This window comes from Halioxenophilus sp. WMMB6 (genome assembly GCF_033283405.1).
Taxonomy (GTDB): Bacteria; Pseudomonadota; Gammaproteobacteria; order Pseudomonadales; family Cellvibrionaceae; genus Halioxenophilus.
This window is the reverse complement of sequence record NZ_JAWMQR010000001.1, coordinates 51508-71966: the sequence shown is the minus strand read 5'-3', so window position 1 is coordinate 71966 and position 20459 is coordinate 51508. Positions and strand designations below refer to the sequence as shown.

General features: G+C 52.7%; 15 protein-coding genes. 9 read left to right on the top strand and 6 right to left on the bottom strand.

Annotation, left to right across the window (positions count from 1 at the left end; all coding sequences use genetic code 11):
• Window positions 1-182: 182 nt before the first annotated feature.
• From SBL51_RS00295 to SBL51_RS00260, 8 genes are all read left to right on the top strand, one after another.
• Window positions 183-1079, top strand: a complete 897-nt coding sequence (locus SBL51_RS00295; RefSeq protein WP_317928464.1) for a LysR family transcriptional regulator — start codon at window positions 183-185, stop codon at window positions 1077-1079.
• Between the two features lie 118 nt (window positions 1080-1197).
• On the top strand, window positions 1198-2436 hold the full coding sequence (locus SBL51_RS00290) for an amidohydrolase family protein (protein WP_317928463.1): 1239 nt from the start codon (window positions 1198-1200) through the stop codon (window positions 2434-2436).
• Window positions 2437-2474: 38 nt separating this feature from the next.
• Window positions 2475-4031 (top strand): bifunctional 3-(3-hydroxy-phenyl)propionate/3-hydroxycinnamic acid hydroxylase, encoded by a 1557-nt coding sequence (locus tag SBL51_RS00285; RefSeq protein WP_317928462.1) that lies wholly within the window; start codon window positions 2475-2477, stop codon window positions 4029-4031.
• Window positions 4028-4462, top strand: coding sequence for a heme-binding protein (locus SBL51_RS00280; RefSeq protein ID WP_317928461.1), 435 nt, complete (start codon window positions 4028-4030; stop codon window positions 4460-4462). Before SBL51_RS00285 ends, SBL51_RS00280 begins: the two co-directional genes overlap by 4 nt.
• Window positions 4459-5346 carry a VOC family protein gene (locus SBL51_RS00275; protein WP_317928460.1) on the top strand — a complete coding sequence of 296 codons (888 nt, stop codon included), beginning with the start codon at window positions 4459-4461 and terminating at the stop codon, window positions 5344-5346. Before SBL51_RS00280 ends, SBL51_RS00275 begins: the two co-directional genes overlap by 4 nt.
• 36 nt (window positions 5347-5382) lie before the next feature.
• On the top strand, window positions 5383-6213 hold the full coding sequence (locus SBL51_RS00270; protein WP_317928459.1) for a fumarylacetoacetate hydrolase family protein: 831 nt from the start codon (window positions 5383-5385) through the stop codon (window positions 6211-6213).
• Between the two features lie 113 nt (window positions 6214-6326).
• Window positions 6327-7190 carry an alpha/beta hydrolase gene (locus SBL51_RS00265; RefSeq protein WP_317928458.1) on the top strand — a complete coding sequence of 288 codons (864 nt, stop codon included), beginning with the start codon at window positions 6327-6329 and terminating at the stop codon, window positions 7188-7190.
• A 25-nt stretch (window positions 7191-7215) separates the two neighbouring features.
• On the top strand, window positions 7216-7707 hold the full coding sequence (locus SBL51_RS00260) for a hypothetical protein (protein ID WP_317928457.1): 492 nt from the start codon (window positions 7216-7218) through the stop codon (window positions 7705-7707).
• 45 nt (window positions 7708-7752) lie between these two features.
• Here the strand turns inward: SBL51_RS00260 and SBL51_RS00255 are convergent, their stop codons facing one another.
• The 3 genes from SBL51_RS00255 to SBL51_RS00245 all read right to left on the bottom strand — a co-directional run bounded on the left by SBL51_RS00255 (window position 7753) and on the right by SBL51_RS00245 (window position 13719).
• Entirely contained in the window at window positions 7753-8397 is a 645-nt protein-coding gene (locus SBL51_RS00255; RefSeq protein ID WP_317928456.1) for a glutathione S-transferase family protein, read from the bottom strand.
• A 117-nt stretch (window positions 8398-8514) separates the two neighbouring features.
• Window positions 8515-10110: an arylsulfatase gene (locus SBL51_RS00250; RefSeq protein ID WP_317928455.1), complete on the bottom strand. Its 1596-nt coding sequence runs from the start codon at window positions 10108-10110 to the stop codon at window positions 8515-8517.
• A gap of 201 nt (window positions 10111-10311) precedes the next feature.
• Entirely contained in the window at window positions 10312-13719 is a 3408-nt protein-coding gene (locus tag SBL51_RS00245) for a glycosyl hydrolase (protein ID WP_317928454.1), read from the bottom strand.
• 946 nt (window positions 13720-14665) lie between these two features.
• On the opposite strand from SBL51_RS00245, the gene SBL51_RS00240 reads away from it, so the two are divergent.
• The gene (locus SBL51_RS00240; protein ID WP_317928453.1) at window positions 14666-15277 is read left to right on the top strand and encodes a TetR/AcrR family transcriptional regulator; all 612 of its coding nucleotides are present in this window, start codon (window positions 14666-14668) and stop codon (window positions 15275-15277) included.
• A 47-nt stretch (window positions 15278-15324) separates the two neighbouring features.
• Here the strand turns inward: SBL51_RS00240 and SBL51_RS00235 are convergent, their stop codons facing one another.
• Genes SBL51_RS00235 through SBL51_RS00225 form a run of 3 tightly spaced genes read right to left on the bottom strand, consistent with a single transcriptional unit; the run spans window position 15325 to window position 20437 of the window.
• The gene (locus SBL51_RS00235; RefSeq protein ID WP_317928452.1) at window positions 15325-16713 is read right to left on the bottom strand and encodes an MFS transporter; all 1389 of its coding nucleotides are present in this window, start codon (window positions 16711-16713) and stop codon (window positions 15325-15327) included.
• A complete protein-coding gene (locus SBL51_RS00230; protein WP_317928451.1) occupies window positions 16710-17948 on the bottom strand; it encodes a metal-dependent hydrolase family protein in 1239 nt (412 codons plus the stop codon). Before SBL51_RS00230 ends, SBL51_RS00235 begins: the two co-directional genes overlap by 4 nt.
• 35 nt (window positions 17949-17983) lie before the next feature.
• On the bottom strand, window positions 17984-20437 hold the full coding sequence (locus tag SBL51_RS00225) for a S9 family peptidase (RefSeq protein ID WP_317928450.1): 2454 nt from the start codon (window positions 20435-20437) through the stop codon (window positions 17984-17986).
• Window positions 20438-20459: the final 22 nt, after the last annotated feature.

Sequence of the window (20459 nt, the reverse complement as noted above, 5' to 3'; positions counted from 1 at the left end):
TATTGTACGGCGTTATCGCCGGCACGCTGTTTTATCGATAGCGCTTTATGAGCGTTACGCTATCAATCTCTACGCCAAAATTAAAATAATATATTTTTTGTATAGCATAGGCCTGGGCTATGCTTTGAGAACTGCCACTCTTTCAGGGCGGCAGTCAGAGATTAGCTAACAGAGGAGTTCTCATGCGCATTGATCCGAGAGGGTTGCGGTTGTTTCTGGCAGTTTGCCGCGAGGGCACAATCAGTGGAGCTGCCCGCGCGGAGCATCTGTCACAGCCGTCGGTATCGGTGGCGATCAACCAATTGGAGCGAGCGCTGGGTGCTAAGTTATTTGATCGCCAGCGCCAGGGAATTCGCCTGACCCTGGCCGGCGAGGCACTGAAGCTCAGAGCCACAGCCATCGACAACCTGATGGACGCCGCCCTCCGCGAGATTCAACTGCTCGGCCAGGATATCTCCGGGCCACTGGTGCTGGGCGGCACACCTGGTGCACTGGCGACGTTGGTACCCACGGCTCTGAGTGGCTTTATGGCCTCCACGCCGAAGTCCGAGATTCGCATACTGGAGCGCCCCGAGCCCGAACTGCATAAGCTCCTGCGTGATTACGAGATTGACCTGGCGGTGGTGACCACCGGCATGAAAGAGTGCCCCCGAGATATGAAAGAGTTAACGGTGTTAAGTGACTCTTTTTCGATCATTGTCGGTCGTCAGAATAGCCATATGCCCAATGAGATTTCCCTGGTCGACGTAGAGCACGCCCGCTGGGTGCTACCAGACGCAATCGGCGGCTTCCGGCGCCAGGTGGAGGCCCTATTTATCAGTGCCGAGGCCCCCATCCCCCACAATGTCATTCGCTCAGACTCCCTGTTAACCACCAAATCCATCGTCAGGCAGACAGATTACATCACCATCCTGCCGCACGAGGTCGTTAGGCCAGAGCTGGAGGCAGGCACTTTGCGCGAAGTGAAAATCCGGGAGATCAGCTTCCAACGGCAGGTGGGGTTTATCTGGCTTAAAGAGCGCGCATTGAGTGAGCGAATCAAGGCCTTTATCGAGCAAGCCCGCCAATCCAATGTATAGGATACTCCTATGGATAACATAAAAATAAATATTTGATCTAATGCATACGACCGCCAAAATAGACTCATCGTAAATAAGACCTATATACGTTGACTGTAGTGAGAGGACGAGATTAGCCATGCGAACAATAATAAATAACGCCAATATTTTTGATGGCAGCGGCCAGGCCTGTTTCAAAGGCTCGGTGGCGATTGTTGATGATCGTATCACCGAGGTTACTGAGCAGCCGATTACCCCTGCTGCCGGCGACCGGGTCGTTGATGCGCAGGGTATGACCTTGATGCCGGGCATGTGTGAAGCACACGCTCATCTTACCTGGCCCTCGTCTGTGGAGAAGTTTGTACCCGGCATGCACCTGCCAGCCGAAGAGCTGGCCCTGACCGCAGCCCGCAATGCCCGTATTCTGCTGGATTACGGCTTTACCAGCGCCTACTCCGCCGGCGCTTTGAGCAAAAAACTCGAAATCTACCTGAAAGAGCAACTCGACAGCGGTGGCATGCCGGGACCCCGCTTGATTCCCTCGTCGGTTGAACGCGAGCCACCCAACGACAGCGAACTGGACCCCGGGCAGGTGGAGGAACACCAGCGTGGGCCGGAGGGCGTTAAGGCATTTGTCAAAGAGTGCGCCGATATGGGCGCGAAAGCGATCAAGTTTCTGATCTCCGGTGAAAGCGCTCTCAAACCCGGCGCCTCTCACGAACTGTTGTACAGCGAAGCCGAGTTGATGGCCGCCGGCGAGCAGGCGCGCGCCTCCGATGTCTGGCTAACTGGCCACGCCCACGCCGCCCTGGCGGTGAAACTCGGCGTACGCAGCGGTTTCCGTATGCTCTACCACTGCACCTACGCTGACGACGAGGCGATCGAACTGTTGGCCTCCCACAAGGATGACATTTTTGTCGCGCCGACCGTCGGTATTGTGCAAGCCACCCTCGATGCCACCCCGCCGCCGCACTTTGACATGAGCTACATGAAGGAAGACGCCGCCCAGGTGCTGGAATACCAGAAACGCTTAGTGCCCAAGTTGCGTGAACGCGGTGTGCGATTACTTCCCGGCGGCGATTACGGCTTTCCATTTAACCCAAATGGCCGCAACGCTTGGGATCTGGAGTTGTGGGTCGAGCACTTTGGTTATACACCAGCGGAAGTTCTACACGCTGCCACCGCTCTCGGCGGCCAATTGATGGGCATGGGCGATGAGCTGGGCCTGATCAAAGCCGGCTACCTGGCGGACTTACTGCTGGTGGCTGGCGACCCCACCGAGGATGTACGAATCCTGCAGGACAAACACAACCTCAAAGCCATTATTCAGAATGGACAATTTTACAAAGCCCCTGACGGTTTGGTGGCCACTGCGTAACGCCATTACCACTTCCAAACTGTTCAAAGGTAAACACCATGTACGATGTAGCAATTATCGGCTGCGGTCCTGTCGGTGCCTTCGCGGCCAACCTGTTCGGCAAAAACGGGTTGAAAACCTTGGTTGTCGAGAAAGAGGCAACCCCCTACCCCCTACCCCGAGCCGTGCACCTGGACCACGAAATGATGCGCTTGTTTCAGTCGGCCGATCTCATTGATCAGCTGCGCGACGATATGCGCGATACCGAAGGGCATCTGCATATCGGTGCCGATAACGGAGTAATCCGCTATATGGGCACACGCGGAAAGCCCCGCCCATTTGGCTGGTCCAACGACTACTTTTTTTACCAGCCCGAGCTGGAAGAGCACCTTCGCCAGGCCCTGGCTAAATACAGTAACGTGGATTTACGCCTGGGTACCGAGTTTCATTCTCTGCAGCAAGAGGGCAATCAGGTAACGCTGAATCTCTGCACCGCAGCTGGCAAACAGCAAACAACGGCGCGCTGGGTAATCGCTTGCGACGGCTCCCGCAGCGTAGTACGCAAGTCACTCGGTATTCAGCTTGAAGACCTGCAATTTGAAGAGCCCTGGCTGGTTGTCGATGTGGAAATGGATGGACCGGTAAACTTTCCCAATCTTACGGGTGTACCGGAAAACACCGACCTGCAGCAGTTGTCTGTCATGATGTGCAGCCCGGAGCGCCCTGCCACCATTGTTCCTGGGCGCGGCAATCACCGACGCTGGGAGTTAATGCTGCTCCCCGGCGAAGACGACAACGAGATGATGCAACCGGATAAGGTGGCTGAATTATTAAGCCCTTGGGTAGCTGGTGTACCACACAAAATCATTCGCGCGGCCACCTATCGCTTCCATGGCCTGATTGCCGAGCAATGGCAACAGGGCAATGTCTTTCTCGCCGGCGATGCGGCCCACCAAACGCCGCCATTTTTCGGCCAGGGGATGTGTCATGGTCTGCGCGATGTCGCCAACCTGGCCTGGAAGATGACAATGGTGCACCGCCAGCAAGCCTCCCCGGATATCCTCAATACCTATCAGCCGGAACGGGACCCCCATGTGCGCTCGGTGATTTCCACCGCCGTGGAGACCGGCCGTTATATCTGCATTCTCGACCAAGAGAAAGCTGCCGCCCGCGACGAGGAGATCCGCGCAAAAGCACGCCAGCAAACCATGCCACAATCGGCGGCCGATCTGATTCCGCCCATCAGTACGGGGTTTGTGCTGAAAGAGAGCTATCGTGCTGGTCAGAGATTTATTCAACCCAGGGTTGAGACCTCGCAGGGTTTGCAGCTACTGGATGATTCGGTCAAGGGGGCCTGGCGATTATTCGTTGATAGTGATGAACTGGCAGCAACCGCCCAAACCGAGTTCAACCAGCGGCTGCCCGACCTGGATTTAACCATTACCAATGTCGCCAATCTGAATGATGGCGGTAATGTGATGGCCTGGTTGAACGAAGGCCATGTCAATGCGGTACTGACCCGCCCAGACTTTTATGTTTATGGCACCGTCCAGGGCGATGTATTGCCACTGGCCGACACGCTGAGCAAGCAACTGCAGGGAACCAACATGTTATGAGCAGCTTAAGCCTGAATCAGGCCGAACAGATTTTAAATGCCGCACTGAGTAGAGCGCGCCAGCTCGACACCCAACCGGTAGCCGTGATGGTACTGGATGCCGGCGGTCACCCGGTGGCCATGCGCCGCGAAGACGGCGCTAGTTTTTACCGTACCGATATCGCCAAGGCTAAAGCGCACGGCGCCATCGGCATGGGGATGGACACCCGAACCATTGCGGACAAGGCTCAAAAAAATCCGATCTTTTTTGGCAGTTTATCCCAGGTCGATGGCGTCAACCTGGCGTTGTCGGCCGGTGGTGTTCTGATACGCACTACCGAGGGAGAGATCATCGGCTCAGTGGGTGTCAGCGGTGACACTCCCGACAACGATGAGGCGGTGGCCCTGGCGGGTATCGAAGCCGCACAGTTGAGCCACGGAGTTAATTCATGAAATTGCGCAGCATAGAGATGGTTTTACCAGAAGCGGATAAGGCCCACCAATTCCTCACTGATATCTGGGGGGCCGCTTCAGCTGGGTCCAAAGAGAACACTCACTATATCCGTGGTTCCGGTACTTTTCCCTACCTGGTAGCGCTCGAAGAGGGCGACTCCTCCTTTGTGCGCAGCGTGACCTTTGTCTGCTCCGCACAGGAGCTTGACGAGCTCAAACAGCGGATTAGTCAGCGTGGTCTTATGGCATGCCCTACCGAGTCCAAAGACTTGGGTGGCGGGGAAGGTATTCTGGTGCAACTTAGTGAGGGGCAGATTCTACGTTTTCTGATCAATACCCACGAAGTGGAGCCGCTGGCAGGCGCGGAGCTGCCAGTCAAACTGACTCACGTTGTCTTTAACTCGGAAGACGCCGAAAAAACCGGTGACTTGGTGGAAGCAGCTTTAAACTTTCGGGTTTCCGATCGCACCAAGGGGATGGTGTTTGTGCGCTGCAATGAATCACACCACAGCACCGCCTTTGCGCGGGCCGGCTTTTGTTCGCTCAACCATATCGCCTTTGAGATGGCCGACATAGACGCAGTCATGCGCGGTGTGGGCCGCTTGAGGGATCACAATATGGTGCCAGCCTGGGGACCCGGCCGGCACGGCCCCGGTGCTAATGTGTTCGCCTACTTTATTGCCCCGTTTAATGCCGTAGTGGAGTTCTCCACGGCCGTGAACAAAGTACCGGAAGATTACCCGGTGGGCGCGCCGGAAGATTGGACCTGGCCCCCCAACCGCATCGACCAGTGGGGAATGTCGGATAAAGATTTCGATGGCCTGCGCAAAGCCGAAGAGCACTTTAAATTTCACCGGGATTGGCAACCTGCACCTCTCGTATGAGGTAGGTGTCTTTCTGGTTTATAGAGGAATTTGACTATGAAATACGTCAGCTTTACCCGTGCCGATGGCACAACAGCGTTTGGCCGATTGGATGGCGAAACCGTCTACGATTTAACCCAACGTGCTGTTGATCTGAAAACCGCGATTGCACAAGGCAGCTTGTCATCCCTGACGGATGGTGAAGCCTACAGCCTGGAAAGTGTTACCTTGCTACCGGTTATCCCTAACCCCACTAAGATCTTTTGCGTGGGCCACAATTACGAAAGCCATCGCCAGGAAACCGGTCGCGATAAGGTCGACAACCCGTCTATTTTCACCCGCTTTGCCGACACACTCAGCGCCCACGAGCAACCCATTCTGCGCCCCAAAGTGTCAACCGATCTCGATTACGAGGGTGAACTGGCCGTTATCATTGGCAAAAGTGGACGCGCCATCAGCGAAGCCGACGCCATGAATTATATTGCCGGCTATGCCTGTTTTAACGACGCCTCGGTACGCGACTGGCAGTGGCATACGCGCCAGTTTACACCGGGTAAGAACTTCCCCACTACCGGTCCGTTTGGCCCCTATATGATTACAACCGACGAAGCCGGCGATCTGAGCGAGGTGAACGTTACCACCCTCTTAAACGGCGAGATTATGCAGCAGCAACCCATCAAGGATATGATTTTCCCCATTGCGCAGGTGATTGCCTACATCTCGACCTTTACCCCACTGCAACCTGGGGATGTAATTGCCACTGGCACCCCCGGTGGCGTGGGCGCCAAACGCACGCCACCGGTATGGATGAAACCCGGTGATGTTATTGAAGTGGATATCGGCCCGGTGGGTAGTTTACGTAATGTTATTGAAGACGAACCCGTCTAATTACACCTTGCCGGTTTATCAAACGTTTTGGCTTGGCTGTAAAACAGCTATGACGTTTCTCTCACCGTTTTGTCATTGCTTTTTTGCTGTCATTTCCAAACTGAGGGAAAAGTATGCAAAGCCCTGAAGCCCGCCGAGCTATCCTCTCTCTGGGTACCAGACTAGGACCCGATGTGATTGATGCTGTTGCCAAAGTCTATGATGCAGAGCAACGCACTCTGGTTGAACAACAACCAGCCACAGCCATCGATATTGCCTATGGTCATCATGAGCGGCATAAACTCGACATCTACTGTCCCAATAACGCCAAAGGGAACTCATTGCCGGTCGTTCTCTTTGTGCATGGGGGAGGCTTTTTAAAAGGCGACAAAGGTTCAGTGCAACACTGGCACAACACCAATGTCGGCCGCCTCTGTGCTCAGGCCGGGTTTGTCGGTGTGGTGATCAATTATCGTCTAGCGCCAGCGAACAGCTGGCCCGCCGGTGGTGAAGACGTGGCAGCCGCCATTGGCTGGATTAAAAATCACATAGGCGAATATAGTGGCGACCCCAATCGGTTGATCGTGATGGGAACCTCGGCGGGCGCGGTACACCTGTGCACCTATCTGCAATTGCACCCGGAAACAAGCGATATCCGCGGCCTGGTACTCTTATCCGGCCTGTACGGCTTCACCCCCTTGGATGAGCGCGACACCTACTATTATGGAGCTCAGGAGCTTTACAAAGAGCGGCGACCGCTGGCGGCGATCAGCAACACGGCCCTGCCACTATTGGTCTGTTGCGCTGAATTCGACCCTGCCCGATTTCAAAATGAGTTTATCGGGCTTATGCAAGCGCGTCTGTCGATACATAGCGTCATACCCCGCGCTGCTATCCTGAGTGGCCATAATCACTACTCCATGGCAATGCATCTAGGCTCTTCGGATCGTCGCCTGGCCGATGAGGTGATCAGTTTCGTAACCGAAACCTGCAGCTAAACCTTTTAAATTGGTAGCGATAATAATGATAAATGCTTTACTCCACCCTACTCTTAATCACGATCAAAAGCGTTATATCCTCCAGGAGACGATTATTGGTATCGTGATTTCGGCTTTGCTTAGCGCCTTTTTTGTCTGGCTGATTTTCGGTGATAGAAACGCTGTTGCACTTTGGGGAGAGGAAGGCCTAGCGCTCGATTTTCTACCGCAAACGTTTATGATCACCTTCATGTGTGTATTGGTACCGTCATTGATAGCCCGGAAAAAACGTCGCCTTGGTGTTGTTGCTGCGCTTTCCGCGCCGGCTTTGCGATGGTTGCCTACCCGCTTGTTTCTACGGGCCTTAGTGTTAGCCTTTATGGCAACGGTCGTTGGTAGTGGTTGTGGCGTTTTGATTTTGAGCCTAATGCCGACACCTCTCTCTCTGAACACGGTCTATCTATTTAAAGTTATCTATGGGAGTGTTGTGGCGGTCTGTATGGCTCCTGTTGGTTTGCTGGCCGTCTTGTCCGAATAATCCAGCACCAGCCCCACATTGATGGGGCTGATTACCTCAAGTCACTCAGTTATAACCCGCTAAGATCGCCCTCTCCTTCTCAGTAGCTTTTTGAACGGCCGGGCGCTCTCCCATGCGTTTAGCGTGACCTTCGAGGTGAGGGAATTCTGAGAAGTCAAACCCACAGAGTGCAATGCGGGCATAGACCCAATAAACGTAGGCATCCACTGCACTCCAGGCGTCGCCATACCACCAATGAGTGTTGGCCAGGCGCTCTTCCACCAAAGCCAGCCCTGCATGCATAGCCAGCGTGGCTTTTTCTTTAACATTGTCGATAGCCTCTTCACCCGCAAAAAATTCCGGCTTGCAAAGCCGGGTAACAAGCGGGTGTAAATTGGCAGCACAAAAACAGAGGTCGGACCACTGCTGTAGGCTTGCCATGGTATCGACTGCCGGAGGCATTAGTTTTGCGTCAGGAAATCGATAAGCCAGTGCTTGTATCAAGACCGGATTTTCTGTCAGAAATTCTTCGTCCAGCTTTAAAGCGGGGACTTTGGCTTTGGGGTTGATAGCCAGATAAGCCGGCTGCTTATGTTCACCACGCATTAAATTGACTGGCTGGATAGCATACTCGACGCCGGTCTCTTCCAACAGGATCATCGACACTTTGGAGCAGCTACCGGGGTACGCATACAGGGTAATACCAGGCATGAAGACCTCTGGATATCGCTTATGAAAATTGAAAACGCCCAACAGAGGGCGTCTTGTTATCCGCTATTAATAGCTATCGGTGATTAATTGCTATCGGTAATTAATGACTAGAAATGATTAATGGCTTGGTCGTTGAGGATAAATAATACCGTTACCTTGTTCGTAATCAGCCCAACGTTGCATTAATTGTTGAAATTTAGCCGGCTGTTGAGCAGATAGATCCTGTTGCTCCATAGGATCGTCGACCAAATTAAAGAGTTGCCATTGTGTCTCACCCATACGCGGTGACTTCCTGACCAGCTTCCACTCCCCATATCGATAGGCTTTGCCCCCAAACAACTCCCACCCCATCGCGGCAGTGTTCCCAGCTTCGGTGAACAAGGAATGACCTTCCACAGCCACTTCCTGATCGACCGGTAGCGGGATATTTGCGAGGTTAAGTAGGGTTGGCAATACATCCTTAACCGACACAAATTGTTGCGAGATTGAGCCGCGCTCTTTCATACCTGGGTAGACGATAAATGCCGGCGAGTGAATGCCACCTTCGGTGATATCACCTTTAAAGTCCCGAGCCGGACCAACGGACGCCCGCGCCCAATTAGGACCATAAAACAGATAGGAGTCCGGTTTACCCAGGTTTTCGTAGCTGTTATCACAGCATTGCTGAACATGAGGGACAAATTTTTTAAAAACACCGTCCTCAAGGGTGGCGCCCTCGGCACCATTATCGGACATAAAGAAAATAATGGTGTTGTCGAATTGCCCCGTCTCTTGCAAATAGATCAGCAGCCGACCAAAGTTGCGATCCATATCGTCAACCATGGCGGCGTAAATTTCCATTTTACGTTGCTCGATTTTTTGCTCTTCCGATGACAGTTCCCGCCAGGCCTTTTGCCCGGGTTGACGAGGGGCAGTGGTGGCGTTTTGTGGAGCTAGGCCCAAAGATTTGGCGTTTTCAACTCGCTCCTGATGCAGTTGGTCGTAGCCCATGGCGTAGTGACCCTGGTATTTTTTAATGGAGTCATCAGGCGCCTGCAATGGCCAATGAGGAGCCGTGTAGGCCAAGTAGCCAAAAAAGGGTTGGCCACTGTTTTTCCCGGAATCGATATAGTCAATCATCTTGTCGGTGTAAAAGCGCGAAGAGTAAAAGTCTTTGGGCAACTGCGCGGGCTTACCGTTCTCGCGAAATGAGGCGTGCATCTTGTCGATGCCGAGATCGGAAAAATGGCCCGCACCGCCATCCAGCAAGGCGAATGATTGCTGAAACCCTTTGGCAGCCGGACTGTGTTGCTCATCGAGCCCCAAGTGCCACTTACCGCTCATCAAAGTGCGATACCCGGCATCGGCGAAGGCCTTGGGCAGAAAGGCGGCGCGATCATTCAGGAAACCCTCATAACCCGGTTTACCACGCTGATTGGGTGCCAGTGCTTCGGCCATGGTACCCAAGCCCACTCGGTGATGGTCGGTACCGGTCATTAACATGGCCCGGGTCGGTGAGCAGGTAGCGGCAGTGTAAAATTGAGTCAGGCGCATACCGGATTGAGCCAGCGCATCCAGATTGGGGGTTTGGATCTCCCCACCAAAGCTGCCCAAGTCGGTGTAACCCAGGTCATCCGCCACGACCAACAAAACATTTGGGCGCTGTGAGCTTGCCAGAGCGCTCGTGATACAGAGGGATAGGATTAAAAACAGTAGTGGATTCTTAGTGTTCATCTCTAGCCTTATTAATTATTGGTTGTTCAGCCACTCTCAATGGCCAAACTAGAGCAAGGCTAGCCCCAAGTAAAATAATATTATTTAAGATATCTATAGGAAAGAAATATACTTCTGAAAGCCAACAGCGCGTGTGGCGATACCTGGGCAGCCACTGCACTGCCCAAATATCGGATGCTGTATCGTTTAACGCGGATCGTTTTAAGGTTGAATCACCTGAAGGGTTACCGGGCCCATCAAGCCGGAGGGGCGCAAGGGCGCATCGGGGTGATAGGTGTCGATGGTGGTGAAGGTGATTTTCTCTTCTACATCGGGTTGTTGATCGCCAATCAATCGGTTCACCCATAGGTTAGCGACTTTGATGGTGATGTCATTGTTACCGGGCTGCAACTGCTCGCGCACATCGACTCTGTAGGGTGGTTTCCAGGCTATGCCGGCAGACTGGCCGTTAATCAGAACTTCAGCAATATCTCCTACATCCCCCAGATCCAACACCAGGGTGTCGGAACCTTGCAGCCAATCTTTTTCGACCTGCAAATTCGACTGATAAATGGCGGTGCCGGAGAAGTATTTAATACCCTCCTGAGCACTCCTGCTCCAGTCACCGAGCGGAAGCGTTTGTAGCTCCTTAGGCGCCCCACGGCCGGATTGAAAGCTCACCTGCCACGCCTTGGGAAGTGTGGCTAATGTTTTTTCTGTCGCGGCTGGCACAGCCAGTTGGGTCAGTTTAGTCTTCTCCGTAAACACGATATAACCGGACTCATAGGGCTCCAATTTACGAGGAATTATTGTACTGCCTTCTACTATGCGATAAGTGACCGGGGTAATCCTGCCGCTGTCTGCGTCCCAATGCATGGGTTGCTTACCCGTTACCCGGAAGCTCAGCTCCAAATCCTCGACCCGATTTTTGCGATTGGTGTAAAAATAGATTTCACCGTCCGGTAAGGTTCGATGCACATACATTACGGTGGTATCCGCGTGGGGGCGCGTGTTGGCAAAGTCCGGCGCAATACCCAGTTGCACAAGCCCCGCTTCGACATCGTTGCTGTCAATGATTCGTCCCTTACCGGTGTCGCCAGACCAAAGGGCATCGGCCAGTTTTTGGAAAGCCTCCGGGTCATCTTCCAGAGAGGGTGAACCCATAGGTTGCCGGCCAATGACCTGGCCACCGCCGCGAACCAGCGCCGCCAGTTTTTCCAGCACGGGCAAAGTCATGGTTTGCGAGCTGCCACCCAGAAAAAGCGTTTTATAACGCGCACCGCCATTGGTGATCAGTTCAGAGCCGTCCAGTTGCAGCTCATGGATAATCACATCGGCGTTGACATAGTCGAAGCCGTTGTTGAGTGGCACATCGTCTGGCGGCTGATCGTTATACAATGCCGTCAGCGGCGCCTCTTCACCATAGAAATAGGCCACATCCGCAGCAAAGTGACCCTGGCGCAGCAGGTAAGAGTTGCGGGTGATGTAACTCACCCAGGGTTGCGCGTAGTCGGCCCAGGTTTCCAACCGATTAAAATACTGGCCGAAGATAAACAGGCTCAATCCAGGCGCTTTCTCCGTTAGCGGTTGATGCACCGACGTGTGAATAATGGGGCGGTTTACACCAAGGGCAAATTCCATGTCGATCATGGGTTGCAGGTCACGCGGGGCAAAGGCCCAAGGAGACATCGCGCTGGTCAGGGATTCAGCGGCAACCAGGTTTTGCCCGTAGATATGGGCTACAGACGCGGCTTCACGAATATCCGACCAATATTGAGGCTTGGGCCCGACGTTGTTTTCGGTATCGAACGACCACATGGCGGCCATCGGAATATCGGCGCTTTTGCGCATGGCTATACCATCGCCTAACGTCGGGCGACCGTTTTCCAGGGCTTCGGAATAGTGTTTCAAACCGCGTTGGTGGAGCGCTTCGGTAATCACGCCATAGTGATTTTCCGCCAGCAATTCGGCCAGTGTTTTACGGTAGTCGTAGAGAAACGCATCTGTGTCGGTGGCATTATTGATCACCACGCCAGTCAGCGCGGGCAGCCAAGAGGCCAGCTCATAACCCCGTCGCCGTTTGAACTCAGCCGCCATGGAGGGCGTCCAGTTGGAGGGGCCAACTTCAATACTGTCATTCAACGCGGCCTGGATACCTTCGGTTCCCATTTTGGTATCACCAACGGCCGCCAGGTATTTATCCAGGTAGGTGTTGATGTAACTGCGTACCGCTTCTGCATCGTACTTGTCTACTTCCAGGCCCGTGGCCTCCGGGTTGGCCGGATGGTTCTCTTTGCCGGTCAACGAATAGCCCAAGCGAATAATTTTCCATTGGCCCGCTTTCGGTTGCCAATTGAGCTGGCCATCGTCTGCCAGGTATTGAGTAATATCCAACACCTGGCTCTTATCAATGCCCGCCACCAGACGGCTTTGATTGAGCGTGTAGTAGTCTTCGTTTAAGGCAAAGCCAGCCTTCTCTTCCGCTCTATGTACCCGCGCCTGCTGGAAGAAAGCGACTTCGGTGATATCAACCTTTTTACCCTGCCCGCCAAACATGGCCGCCAGCCCTGCCAGTGGATCAACCGCCCCAGGGGCAGACGAAGAGGGCAAATTGAATCCGGTCGATTTGGCGGTGTTAAACACTAGACGAAATGCTTTGGCCTTAACTGCGGGGAAAGCCACAGTGTAACGAGGGCTGGAATTCAGCTCAAAATCAGCCACCGGGGTGAAAGTGATACCATCCGCACTGGCCTGTAATTCCGGGTGCAGTTGCGAAGGCATAAACATGGAAACCGGCGGCATCGATACCGCAGCGGCGCGAACAGACTCTGCTTGTGGAAACTCAAACTCTAGCCAGTAGGGTTCATCGCCTTCGTAGGGTAAGGTCAAAGGCTTGGCATAACTGCCATCCATCAGAACGGAGGCGTCGATGGTTTTGCCGGCGGCATCGGTAACACGGGCCACCGGAATCGAGTCCGGGGTAGCAAGTGGATAAGCCAAAACGGCGATGTCGCCGTAATAGCTCGGGTACTGATCTTGGGCTTTGGCAGCACCACCGAAGGCTTCGGGTTGCAGCGGCATATCCAGAAATGGACCGGTGGTGCTGGGGGGCGCAGGCAAGCGAACGGGTGTTGGGTTATTGGCATTGACCGTTGTCTCGCTCCACACCAGCTTCTTCATACCATCCTTGGGGGCAACCCAGGGTCCCCCGGTTTCACTCCAGCCGGGGGAAGTTGCAATACCAAACTCAAACTCGTATTGGGCGGCTTTATCCAAAGCAAAATTAAACAGCTCCTGCCAGGCCGGCGTCATGTAGGTGATACGCTCATCCACCACTTGCGGCGTATTCAAGTTGGCGTCGAAATTCTGCACGCCACCTATGCCGACACTGTGCATCCACTGCAAGTCTTTCTCGATCCCCTCCTTGGTGACATTGCCATTCATCCAGTGCCACCACACCAGCGGTTTGCTAGCCTTGGGAGGCGATTCGAAGCCAGCTTCCAATTCCGATGTGGACGCTTGTTCCGGGCCGCTGCAGGCGGTGGTGTAGAGGCAGACGGAGGAGAGTAACGTCCAGCGCGCCCAGCGGCGTAAAGGTGGCAATGAAAGATGTAATCGCTCTCTCAACATGAGTAGTTCAACCTTGTGTTATAGATTTATTGTCTTTGGGCTTGAGATTCTGATTTTCGATGCTCTTTATTTATTGTGATTGCAAGGTTGTTTTTGATGACAATCTACCCTCCCCAATCCATTGCTGGAGGAGCCACTGTCTACAAGATTGAATTGACCATCTTGTGCAGCGCTAGCGCCCTCTTCCCAAGAGTAAACCAACATTAAGCCGTTATTTGGGTATCAGTTAGGACCCAATTTTGCGCCTTATTCAGTCTTTATCAATCATAAACAATCAATTGCAATCATTATGATTGAAGTTGGCGATATATGAAAGACGAGATTTAAAAATGAGAGCAGTGAGACAGCCGCTAAAAGCCCAGCCCCAGTAACAGTGCTTATAGCCCTGCGGTAGCTCCTGTGCCAATGACAGCAAGGACACCAACCTACAACCCTCCCCATAAGCTACTCCCGTTACGGAGTGAGCGGCTAAATGGCGAACTTTTAGCATTGGCTGCAGATAGCACAGATTTCCACTACGCCTTCCCACCTGACTATTGTCACCACCGGTGTGAGTACTGTGCAAACTTCGGAACCTATAAAACTAGTGATCTACCTGCTGGAATCGACGCCTTAACGCCTTAACGCCTGAACGCCTGAACGCCTATTTTCATGTCTGTTTAGCAGCGAGTATCCAGAGATTGCTTCAGGTCGTCGATGGTGGAGTGGTAGGCCGGTAAAACGCTTCTCTCGACCACGATTCCAGAATCGCCGTTCACTGACTGATACCCCCACTGATGATCGGCACTGCATCCGGATGCGAGAACCGGCAACTCCGTGATAATTCTCTGTCGTATAATTCGGGTGACTTCGCTAGAATACAAAATCCAATCTGAACAGACCGCTTTCAGGGGGCAAGTGTGCGGATGAAAATGAGACCGAGATCTACCAAGGGCTGTAACCAAAAATGGATTTAAAAATAAAGCATCCTGGCAATATGCAGCAGCGCAGTGTTCTGACCCGAGAAAAGCTCATTAATGCTGCTCTCGATTGTGTTTCCGAGCTTGGTTACAAAGGTGCGACAATGGATGCTATTGTCGCCCGTGCAGGAGTCTCGCGGGGAGCTCAGGTCCATCATTTTCCGACCAAACTCGGACTGATTTCGGAAGCTTTTGAATTAATGCTGGATGCCTTCGTCAGCGATCTGCGCGAACGGGTGGATGCAATAAGGAGCAATGCAGGGCAACCTAACGAACTGTTTCATTACCTTTGGGAAGTCTATTTTTCGGGCCAGCTGTTCTCCGTCACCATGGAACTCGTGGTACACGCGAAGACCACACCTGAACTGCAAAGCATCCTAAATCCCATCACCGAAAAATTTCATCAGAACATCGATGACTGTTGGTATCTATTACTACGTGGCAGGAATATTGACGACAAGAAGGTGGTTATGATTCTCAATCTAACGCTGTCATTGCTGCGGGGGATGGGTTTCCAGTCGGTACTCTGGAATCGTCCGGATTATTTTCAGGAATTGCTGCGGGAGTGGATCAGCATTGTCGAGGATTACCTGAAATAGACCGCTGCCGGACCAACAGGTGAGCCCAACAGCTCACCCTTATCGGCTCAACCCAGCTGACGTTGTTCCAGCTCTTCCAGCGAAATTCCCCGGGTGTTGATGCCGAGCAGCATGACAGCCAGTGCGCCACTCACAAGGACAATGGTGGTGATTCCAAAAATACCGAAAAATCCCCACAACGGATAGATCACCCCCACCAGCACTGGGGCAACAATTGCACTCACCCGTCCCATTGCAGAAGAGAGCCCGACACCGGTAGCTCGCACCCGCGTCGGATATATCTCAGCCGTATACGCATACACGCCGGCATAGGTTCCGTTCATGAAAAATGAGAGGCAGATACTGGCCAGAATGGCTGTCAGGTCAGAGCCTGACGTCGCCAGACCAATACCGGACAAACTTCCCAGCAGCAGATAACTCACAATAGTGAATTTACGACCGAGGATCTCATTCATGAATGCAGCGGAAAAATACCCAGGTACCTGCGCAGCATAAATGGCAATGGAATAGGTGAAGCTTTTGGTCACCGACATCCCGTTCTGTACCAGCAGTGTCGGAATCCAGGTAAAAAAGCTGTAGTAAGAAAAAGTGATTGAAATCCAGAGTATCCACGACATCAGCGTGATCCTACGCAGTCCGGCTGACCACAACAATGGTACATTGCGAAAAAAACCCGTGGTCTTGGCCGCACATTCAGCAGTCTTTTCCAGACCTTCTTCAGGTCCTGGCTCTGTCGAACGAACTCCGCATTGCTCTTCAATACGACCGACAATCGCCTCCGCTTCCGCCTGACGCCCCTGAGACACCAGCCAGCGTGGAGATTCAGGTAGCTCGCGCCGCCACCATAGCAGCAGAAAAATTGGCAGAGACGTCACAATAATGGCGAGCATCCAGCCGGATTCGAATCGGGGTACCAGCAGATAACCAAGCACTGCCGCACCCAGAAAGCCGAACGAAAAGAAGCCCGCCAAGGAGCCAATAAAGCGCCCTCGGTAGCGAGATGCAACGAACTCAGAAAGAAAAGGAGCCACGATTGCACTCTCGGCTCCAATACCGAAACCGGCAATAATCCTGAGTACAAAAAATACATTCCAGTTCGGCGAGAAGGCGCTAATCAGAGACGCCACGCTGAAAATCGCAAGCGCTGACATCATAATCAGGCGCCGCCCCAACACGTCGCCAAAGGTACCAGCGACAATGGCTCCGAAGAAATAACCGATATAAGTGGCACTGACAATCAGCCCCGCCTCAACATTACTGAGAGACCAGAGCGATATCAGAATGGGTAGAACAAAAGCAATAATTGCACCATCCATCGCGTCAAATGCGTAGCCTGTGCCTCCCATCAGCAGCAGACGCTTGTGAAAACGCCCGTAGGGTAAGGCTTCCAGTCGTGTGGAAACAGAAGACGCGGATGATGTTTCAACAGATGTCATCGGACTGCACTCAAGGTATCTTTATAAACTTTCCCGTCTTTCATAATCAGACAGACATGCGCTCCATCAGCGGTAAAACAACTGAGATCCTCAAGCGGATTACCATCGACAACAATCAGGTCCGCAATCGCTCCCGGCTTAACACACCCCAGCCGGTCTGCCATATTCAGTAATTCAGCATTAATAGAAGTCGCAGATCGCAGAATATCGAAAGGCCGCTGTACTTCACTGCGGATCAGAAATTCATCGCACTGATAGACATGGAGATCACCTAGCAGATCGCTACCGAAACCGATTTTCACGTTATTTTGCATGAGAATCTCCAATGCCCGTAGACCGGAATCCTTAACTTCACTCACTTTCGCCAGGCTCTCTTCAGGAAAGCCCCAGCGCCCTCCATGGGCCGCCAGTGCATGATAAGTTGAGAGAGTTGGAACCACAAAAGCGTCATGTTCGCGGACCAAATTCGCTGTCGCCTCGTCGATCAGATTACCGTGCTCAATGGATCTGATACCCAACCGGATGCAACGGGAGATAGCCTCGGGGGTATAGGCGTGGGCCATGACATAGGTCTGATGGCGGGCAGCTTCTTCCACCGCCGCGCGGATCTCATCTTCCGTATACTGGCACATCCAGATAGGGTCTGACGGTGATGCCACACCACCGCTCGCCATAATCTTGATTTGATGGGCACCGTAGCGTAACTCTTCCCGGACAGCCTTGCGCATTTCATCGACGCCATCGGCCAGGCGACTGATGGAGCCGGAGTAACTACAGGCGCAGCTTTCAAACTGGTGGGGGCGTCTGAAGTCGCCATGGCCACCGGTCTGACTGATCGCTTTGCCAGAAAAAAACAGACGTGGTCCTCTGATCAGGCCATTCTCAACGCCATTGTACAGCGCGCGCTCAGCGCCTCCAGCATCTCGCAGGGAGGTGAACCCCCGCTGCAGAGCTGCTTCCATAAATACATTTGAATGCAGTGCCCTGGTGGTAGTGTCGAGTTCATCTGAAGCGGCAATACTGGTCTTATGCACATTGACATGCACGTGGGCATCGATCAGTCCGGGCATCAGCGTCATACCACGTACATCGGTCTCTGAATCAAAATCACCGGACGGTCTATCGGGAGTTACATCCTGTATAAGACTGTCTTCTATAACCACATACTGATGTTGCAGCAGAACGTCACTGAAGCCATCGAAAATACTGCAATTTTTAAAGAGAGAACGAAACATTAAACTGAAATTCCTGGATAATTTTAAAATATTAATTAAGGCTGGCCCGCTGCTTCAGGCAGCTCCGGAATAGCAACCGACAGCGGCTGAGTCCTGCCTTTCAGATAGCGATTAAAGTAGTCCGCACGTAGTACCCGAAAATAATCGGCATCGTGGCCTCTAAATCCATGGCTTTGCCCGGGAAACAGGAAAAAATCAAAACGTTTATTCTGCCGGATCAGTTCATGTATCAGACGATAAGTGTTGGCAGGATGAACATTGGTATCCACATCACCGGTGGCAAGTAACAGGCGCCCCTGCAACTGGTCAGCAATATCGGTATTTTTCTGAATATCGATTATCCATTCGACATTGCCCTCGGTACTCTCTGAGGCGGTAAGCCCATTATGAATTTCGCCCCACCAGTTGTTGTAAATATCGTTGGTATGATTACCAAATTCGGATACGGCGACCTTGAAAACATCCGGATACTGCAGCAGTGCTGCGGTAGACATAAAGCCTCCGCCGGATCCCCCGTAAATACCAATCTTTGCCGGGTCGATAAAGCTGTACTGCTGCCCCAGCTGTTGCACGGCGACAGCAATATCTTGGAGACCGTAATCTCGGAAGTTGCCACTGCTGATGGAACGGAAATTAACGCCTCGGTCGGGACTTCCACCGCGGTTTTCAACTGTGACGACAACATAACCCTGCTCTGCCAGGAAGCGAAAATCCGCACCGAAGCTTCTGTCTTCAAACGTTTTGGGAACCGGATCACTCTGGGGGCCGGGATAGACATTCACCAACAGCGGGTATTGCCGGGTGCTGTCAAAATTGGAAGGCAGGTACATCGCGCCATAAAGACGGGTTTGTCCATCCGCAGCAACTAAAGACACCCGTTCCGGCCAGGTAAAGTCGATCGCTTTCAGTCGGGAAACATCCGCCTGTTCAAGCTGCAGTAATTGCTGACCAGTGCTACTGATCAAACTGGAATAAGGTGTGGAAGAGATATCAGACACATTGCTGACAAACACAGAGTGGTCAGGTGAAAGTTCCACTGTGGTCGTGCCATCAGCAGCGTTCAGTTCAGTGAGACCGGTACCATCAAGATTGATCCGGTACAGGTACTCATAATGAGGATTGCGCTTGGGGTCGACCCCACGTGCTCGGAAGAAGACCACGCCGGCCGCTTCATCTACGGCTTCAATAGCCATGACCTGATAGCGGCCCTGTGTTACAGGAGTTACAGCGTCCCCATCGTTAACCAGAAAGAGTTGTCCCCAACCGCTTTGCGTAGACCAGATCAGTTGTGAGCTACCATCATTAAATGCATAAAATGGCAGATCCAGGATCATCCGGTAGTACGGATGGTAGGTCAGATAGCGGTTGGTGGATTCCTTATGAAGGACCTTGATTTTACCGCTCTTCGGAGACAACTGAACAATTTCCGCCTGTTTCATATCCCGGCTTACCCGATAAAAAAACAGATGATTGTGACTGTCAGTACGCCACCGAACCACACCCTCTGCATCCGGATCAGTAACCATGGGAATGAGATATTGATCGACAAATTTCTCTGTCCGAATCTTTCTGGAGCGCCTTTTATTCAGGTCAAACAGCCAGAGTTCGGCCTGAGGAACATGATCTTCCCCCGGCATGGCATAGGGGTAAGAGACCAGTTGAGGCCTGGACTGACTCAGAGAATCAATTACCCATAATTTTTCGACCTCGCGATTATCGTAGCGAACGATGGAAACATATCTTGAATCCGGAGACCACTGCACCAGTGCTTTGGAACGTTCGGCGGGGACTGTGGCGGAATAACTGAATTCCGGCGGGTGGTAAGCACCACTGAATGAGTAATCCACTTCACCATCATCGGTCAGCCGGACTTCTTTCGGATGATCTGTTTCGCCGGACTGTAACGAACGGAGTTCGGCAACAGACATCATAAACAGGTTTGCTTCTTTGATATAAACGACCGTAGAACCGTCCGGCGACAGACTGGCCCAGTCCGGTAAAGGGGCTTCAGCTCCGCTATTTTCAACGGATAATATTTTTTGGCGTGCGCGGTCATAGTCAACCTCAACCTTCATACAACCGGCGGCGGAGTTCTCTGAAGATGGCTCAGCAGGCTCAGAACACTCCGTTTCCAGGGTAACAATCTGATGCTGAAAGTCATACCCGGTTACGTTGAGCCGACCGATATGACCAAATTCGCGAGCCGTTGCAGAGGCCTGCAATCTCCTGATGACATCACCTGTGTTGACCAGAATAACCTTGGCAGGTGTCTGAATGGGTTGTACCAGCCAGTATGAGGTTGACTCTGACGTTTCATAACCGTACCAGAACCGCTGACCACCCTCTTCCCAGTGTGGATCAATGCGGGTGGAGTAAATCCGCTCCTTGAGCGCATCTGGTGTGAACTGCATGGAGCGGGCGTAATCCGGCTGTTCCTGAGCAGAAGCAACAGCAGTGAAGGGAAGCAATAACCAGGGTAGAAAGCGCATAGTAAAGGCTACGGTAAGTGAC

Coding starts and splice junctions, on each gene's coding strand:
- SBL51_RS00295 (WP_317928464.1), top strand. CDS start 183: ATGCGCATTGATCCGAGAGGGTTGCGGTTGTTTCTGGCAGTTTGCCGC.
- SBL51_RS00275 (WP_317928460.1), top strand. CDS start 4,459: ATGAAATTGCGCAGCATAGAGATGGTTTTACCAGAAGCGGATAAGGCC.
- SBL51_RS00265 (WP_317928458.1), top strand. CDS start 6,327: ATGCAAAGCCCTGAAGCCCGCCGAGCTATCCTCTCTCTGGGTACCAGA.
- SBL51_RS00240 (WP_317928453.1), top strand. CDS start 14,666: ATGGATTTAAAAATAAAGCATCCTGGCAATATGCAGCAGCGCAGTGTT.
- SBL51_RS00250 (WP_317928455.1), bottom strand. CDS start 10,110: ATGAACACTAAGAATCCACTACTGTTTTTAATCCTATCCCTCTGTATC.
- SBL51_RS00225 (WP_317928450.1), bottom strand. CDS start 20,437: ATGCGCTTTCTACCCTGGTTATTGCTTCCCTTCACTGCTGTTGCTTCT.
- SBL51_RS00270 (WP_317928459.1), top strand. CDS start 5,383: ATGAAATACGTCAGCTTTACCCGTGCCGATGGCACAACAGCGTTTGGC.
- SBL51_RS00235 (WP_317928452.1), bottom strand. CDS start 16,713: ATGACATCTGTTGAAACATCATCCGCGTCTTCTGTTTCCACACGACTG.
- SBL51_RS00230 (WP_317928451.1), bottom strand. CDS start 17,948: ATGTTTCGTTCTCTCTTTAAAAATTGCAGTATTTTCGATGGCTTCAGT.
- SBL51_RS00285 (WP_317928462.1), top strand. CDS start 2,475: ATGTACGATGTAGCAATTATCGGCTGCGGTCCTGTCGGTGCCTTCGCG.
- SBL51_RS00245 (WP_317928454.1), bottom strand. CDS start 13,719: ATGTTGAGAGAGCGATTACATCTTTCATTGCCACCTTTACGCCGCTGG.
- SBL51_RS00280 (WP_317928461.1), top strand. CDS start 4,028: ATGAGCAGCTTAAGCCTGAATCAGGCCGAACAGATTTTAAATGCCGCA.
- SBL51_RS00255 (WP_317928456.1), bottom strand. CDS start 8,397: ATGCCTGGTATTACCCTGTATGCGTACCCCGGTAGCTGCTCCAAAGTG.
- SBL51_RS00260 (WP_317928457.1), top strand. CDS start 7,216: ATGATAAATGCTTTACTCCACCCTACTCTTAATCACGATCAAAAGCGT.
- SBL51_RS00290 (WP_317928463.1), top strand. CDS start 1,198: ATGCGAACAATAATAAATAACGCCAATATTTTTGATGGCAGCGGCCAG.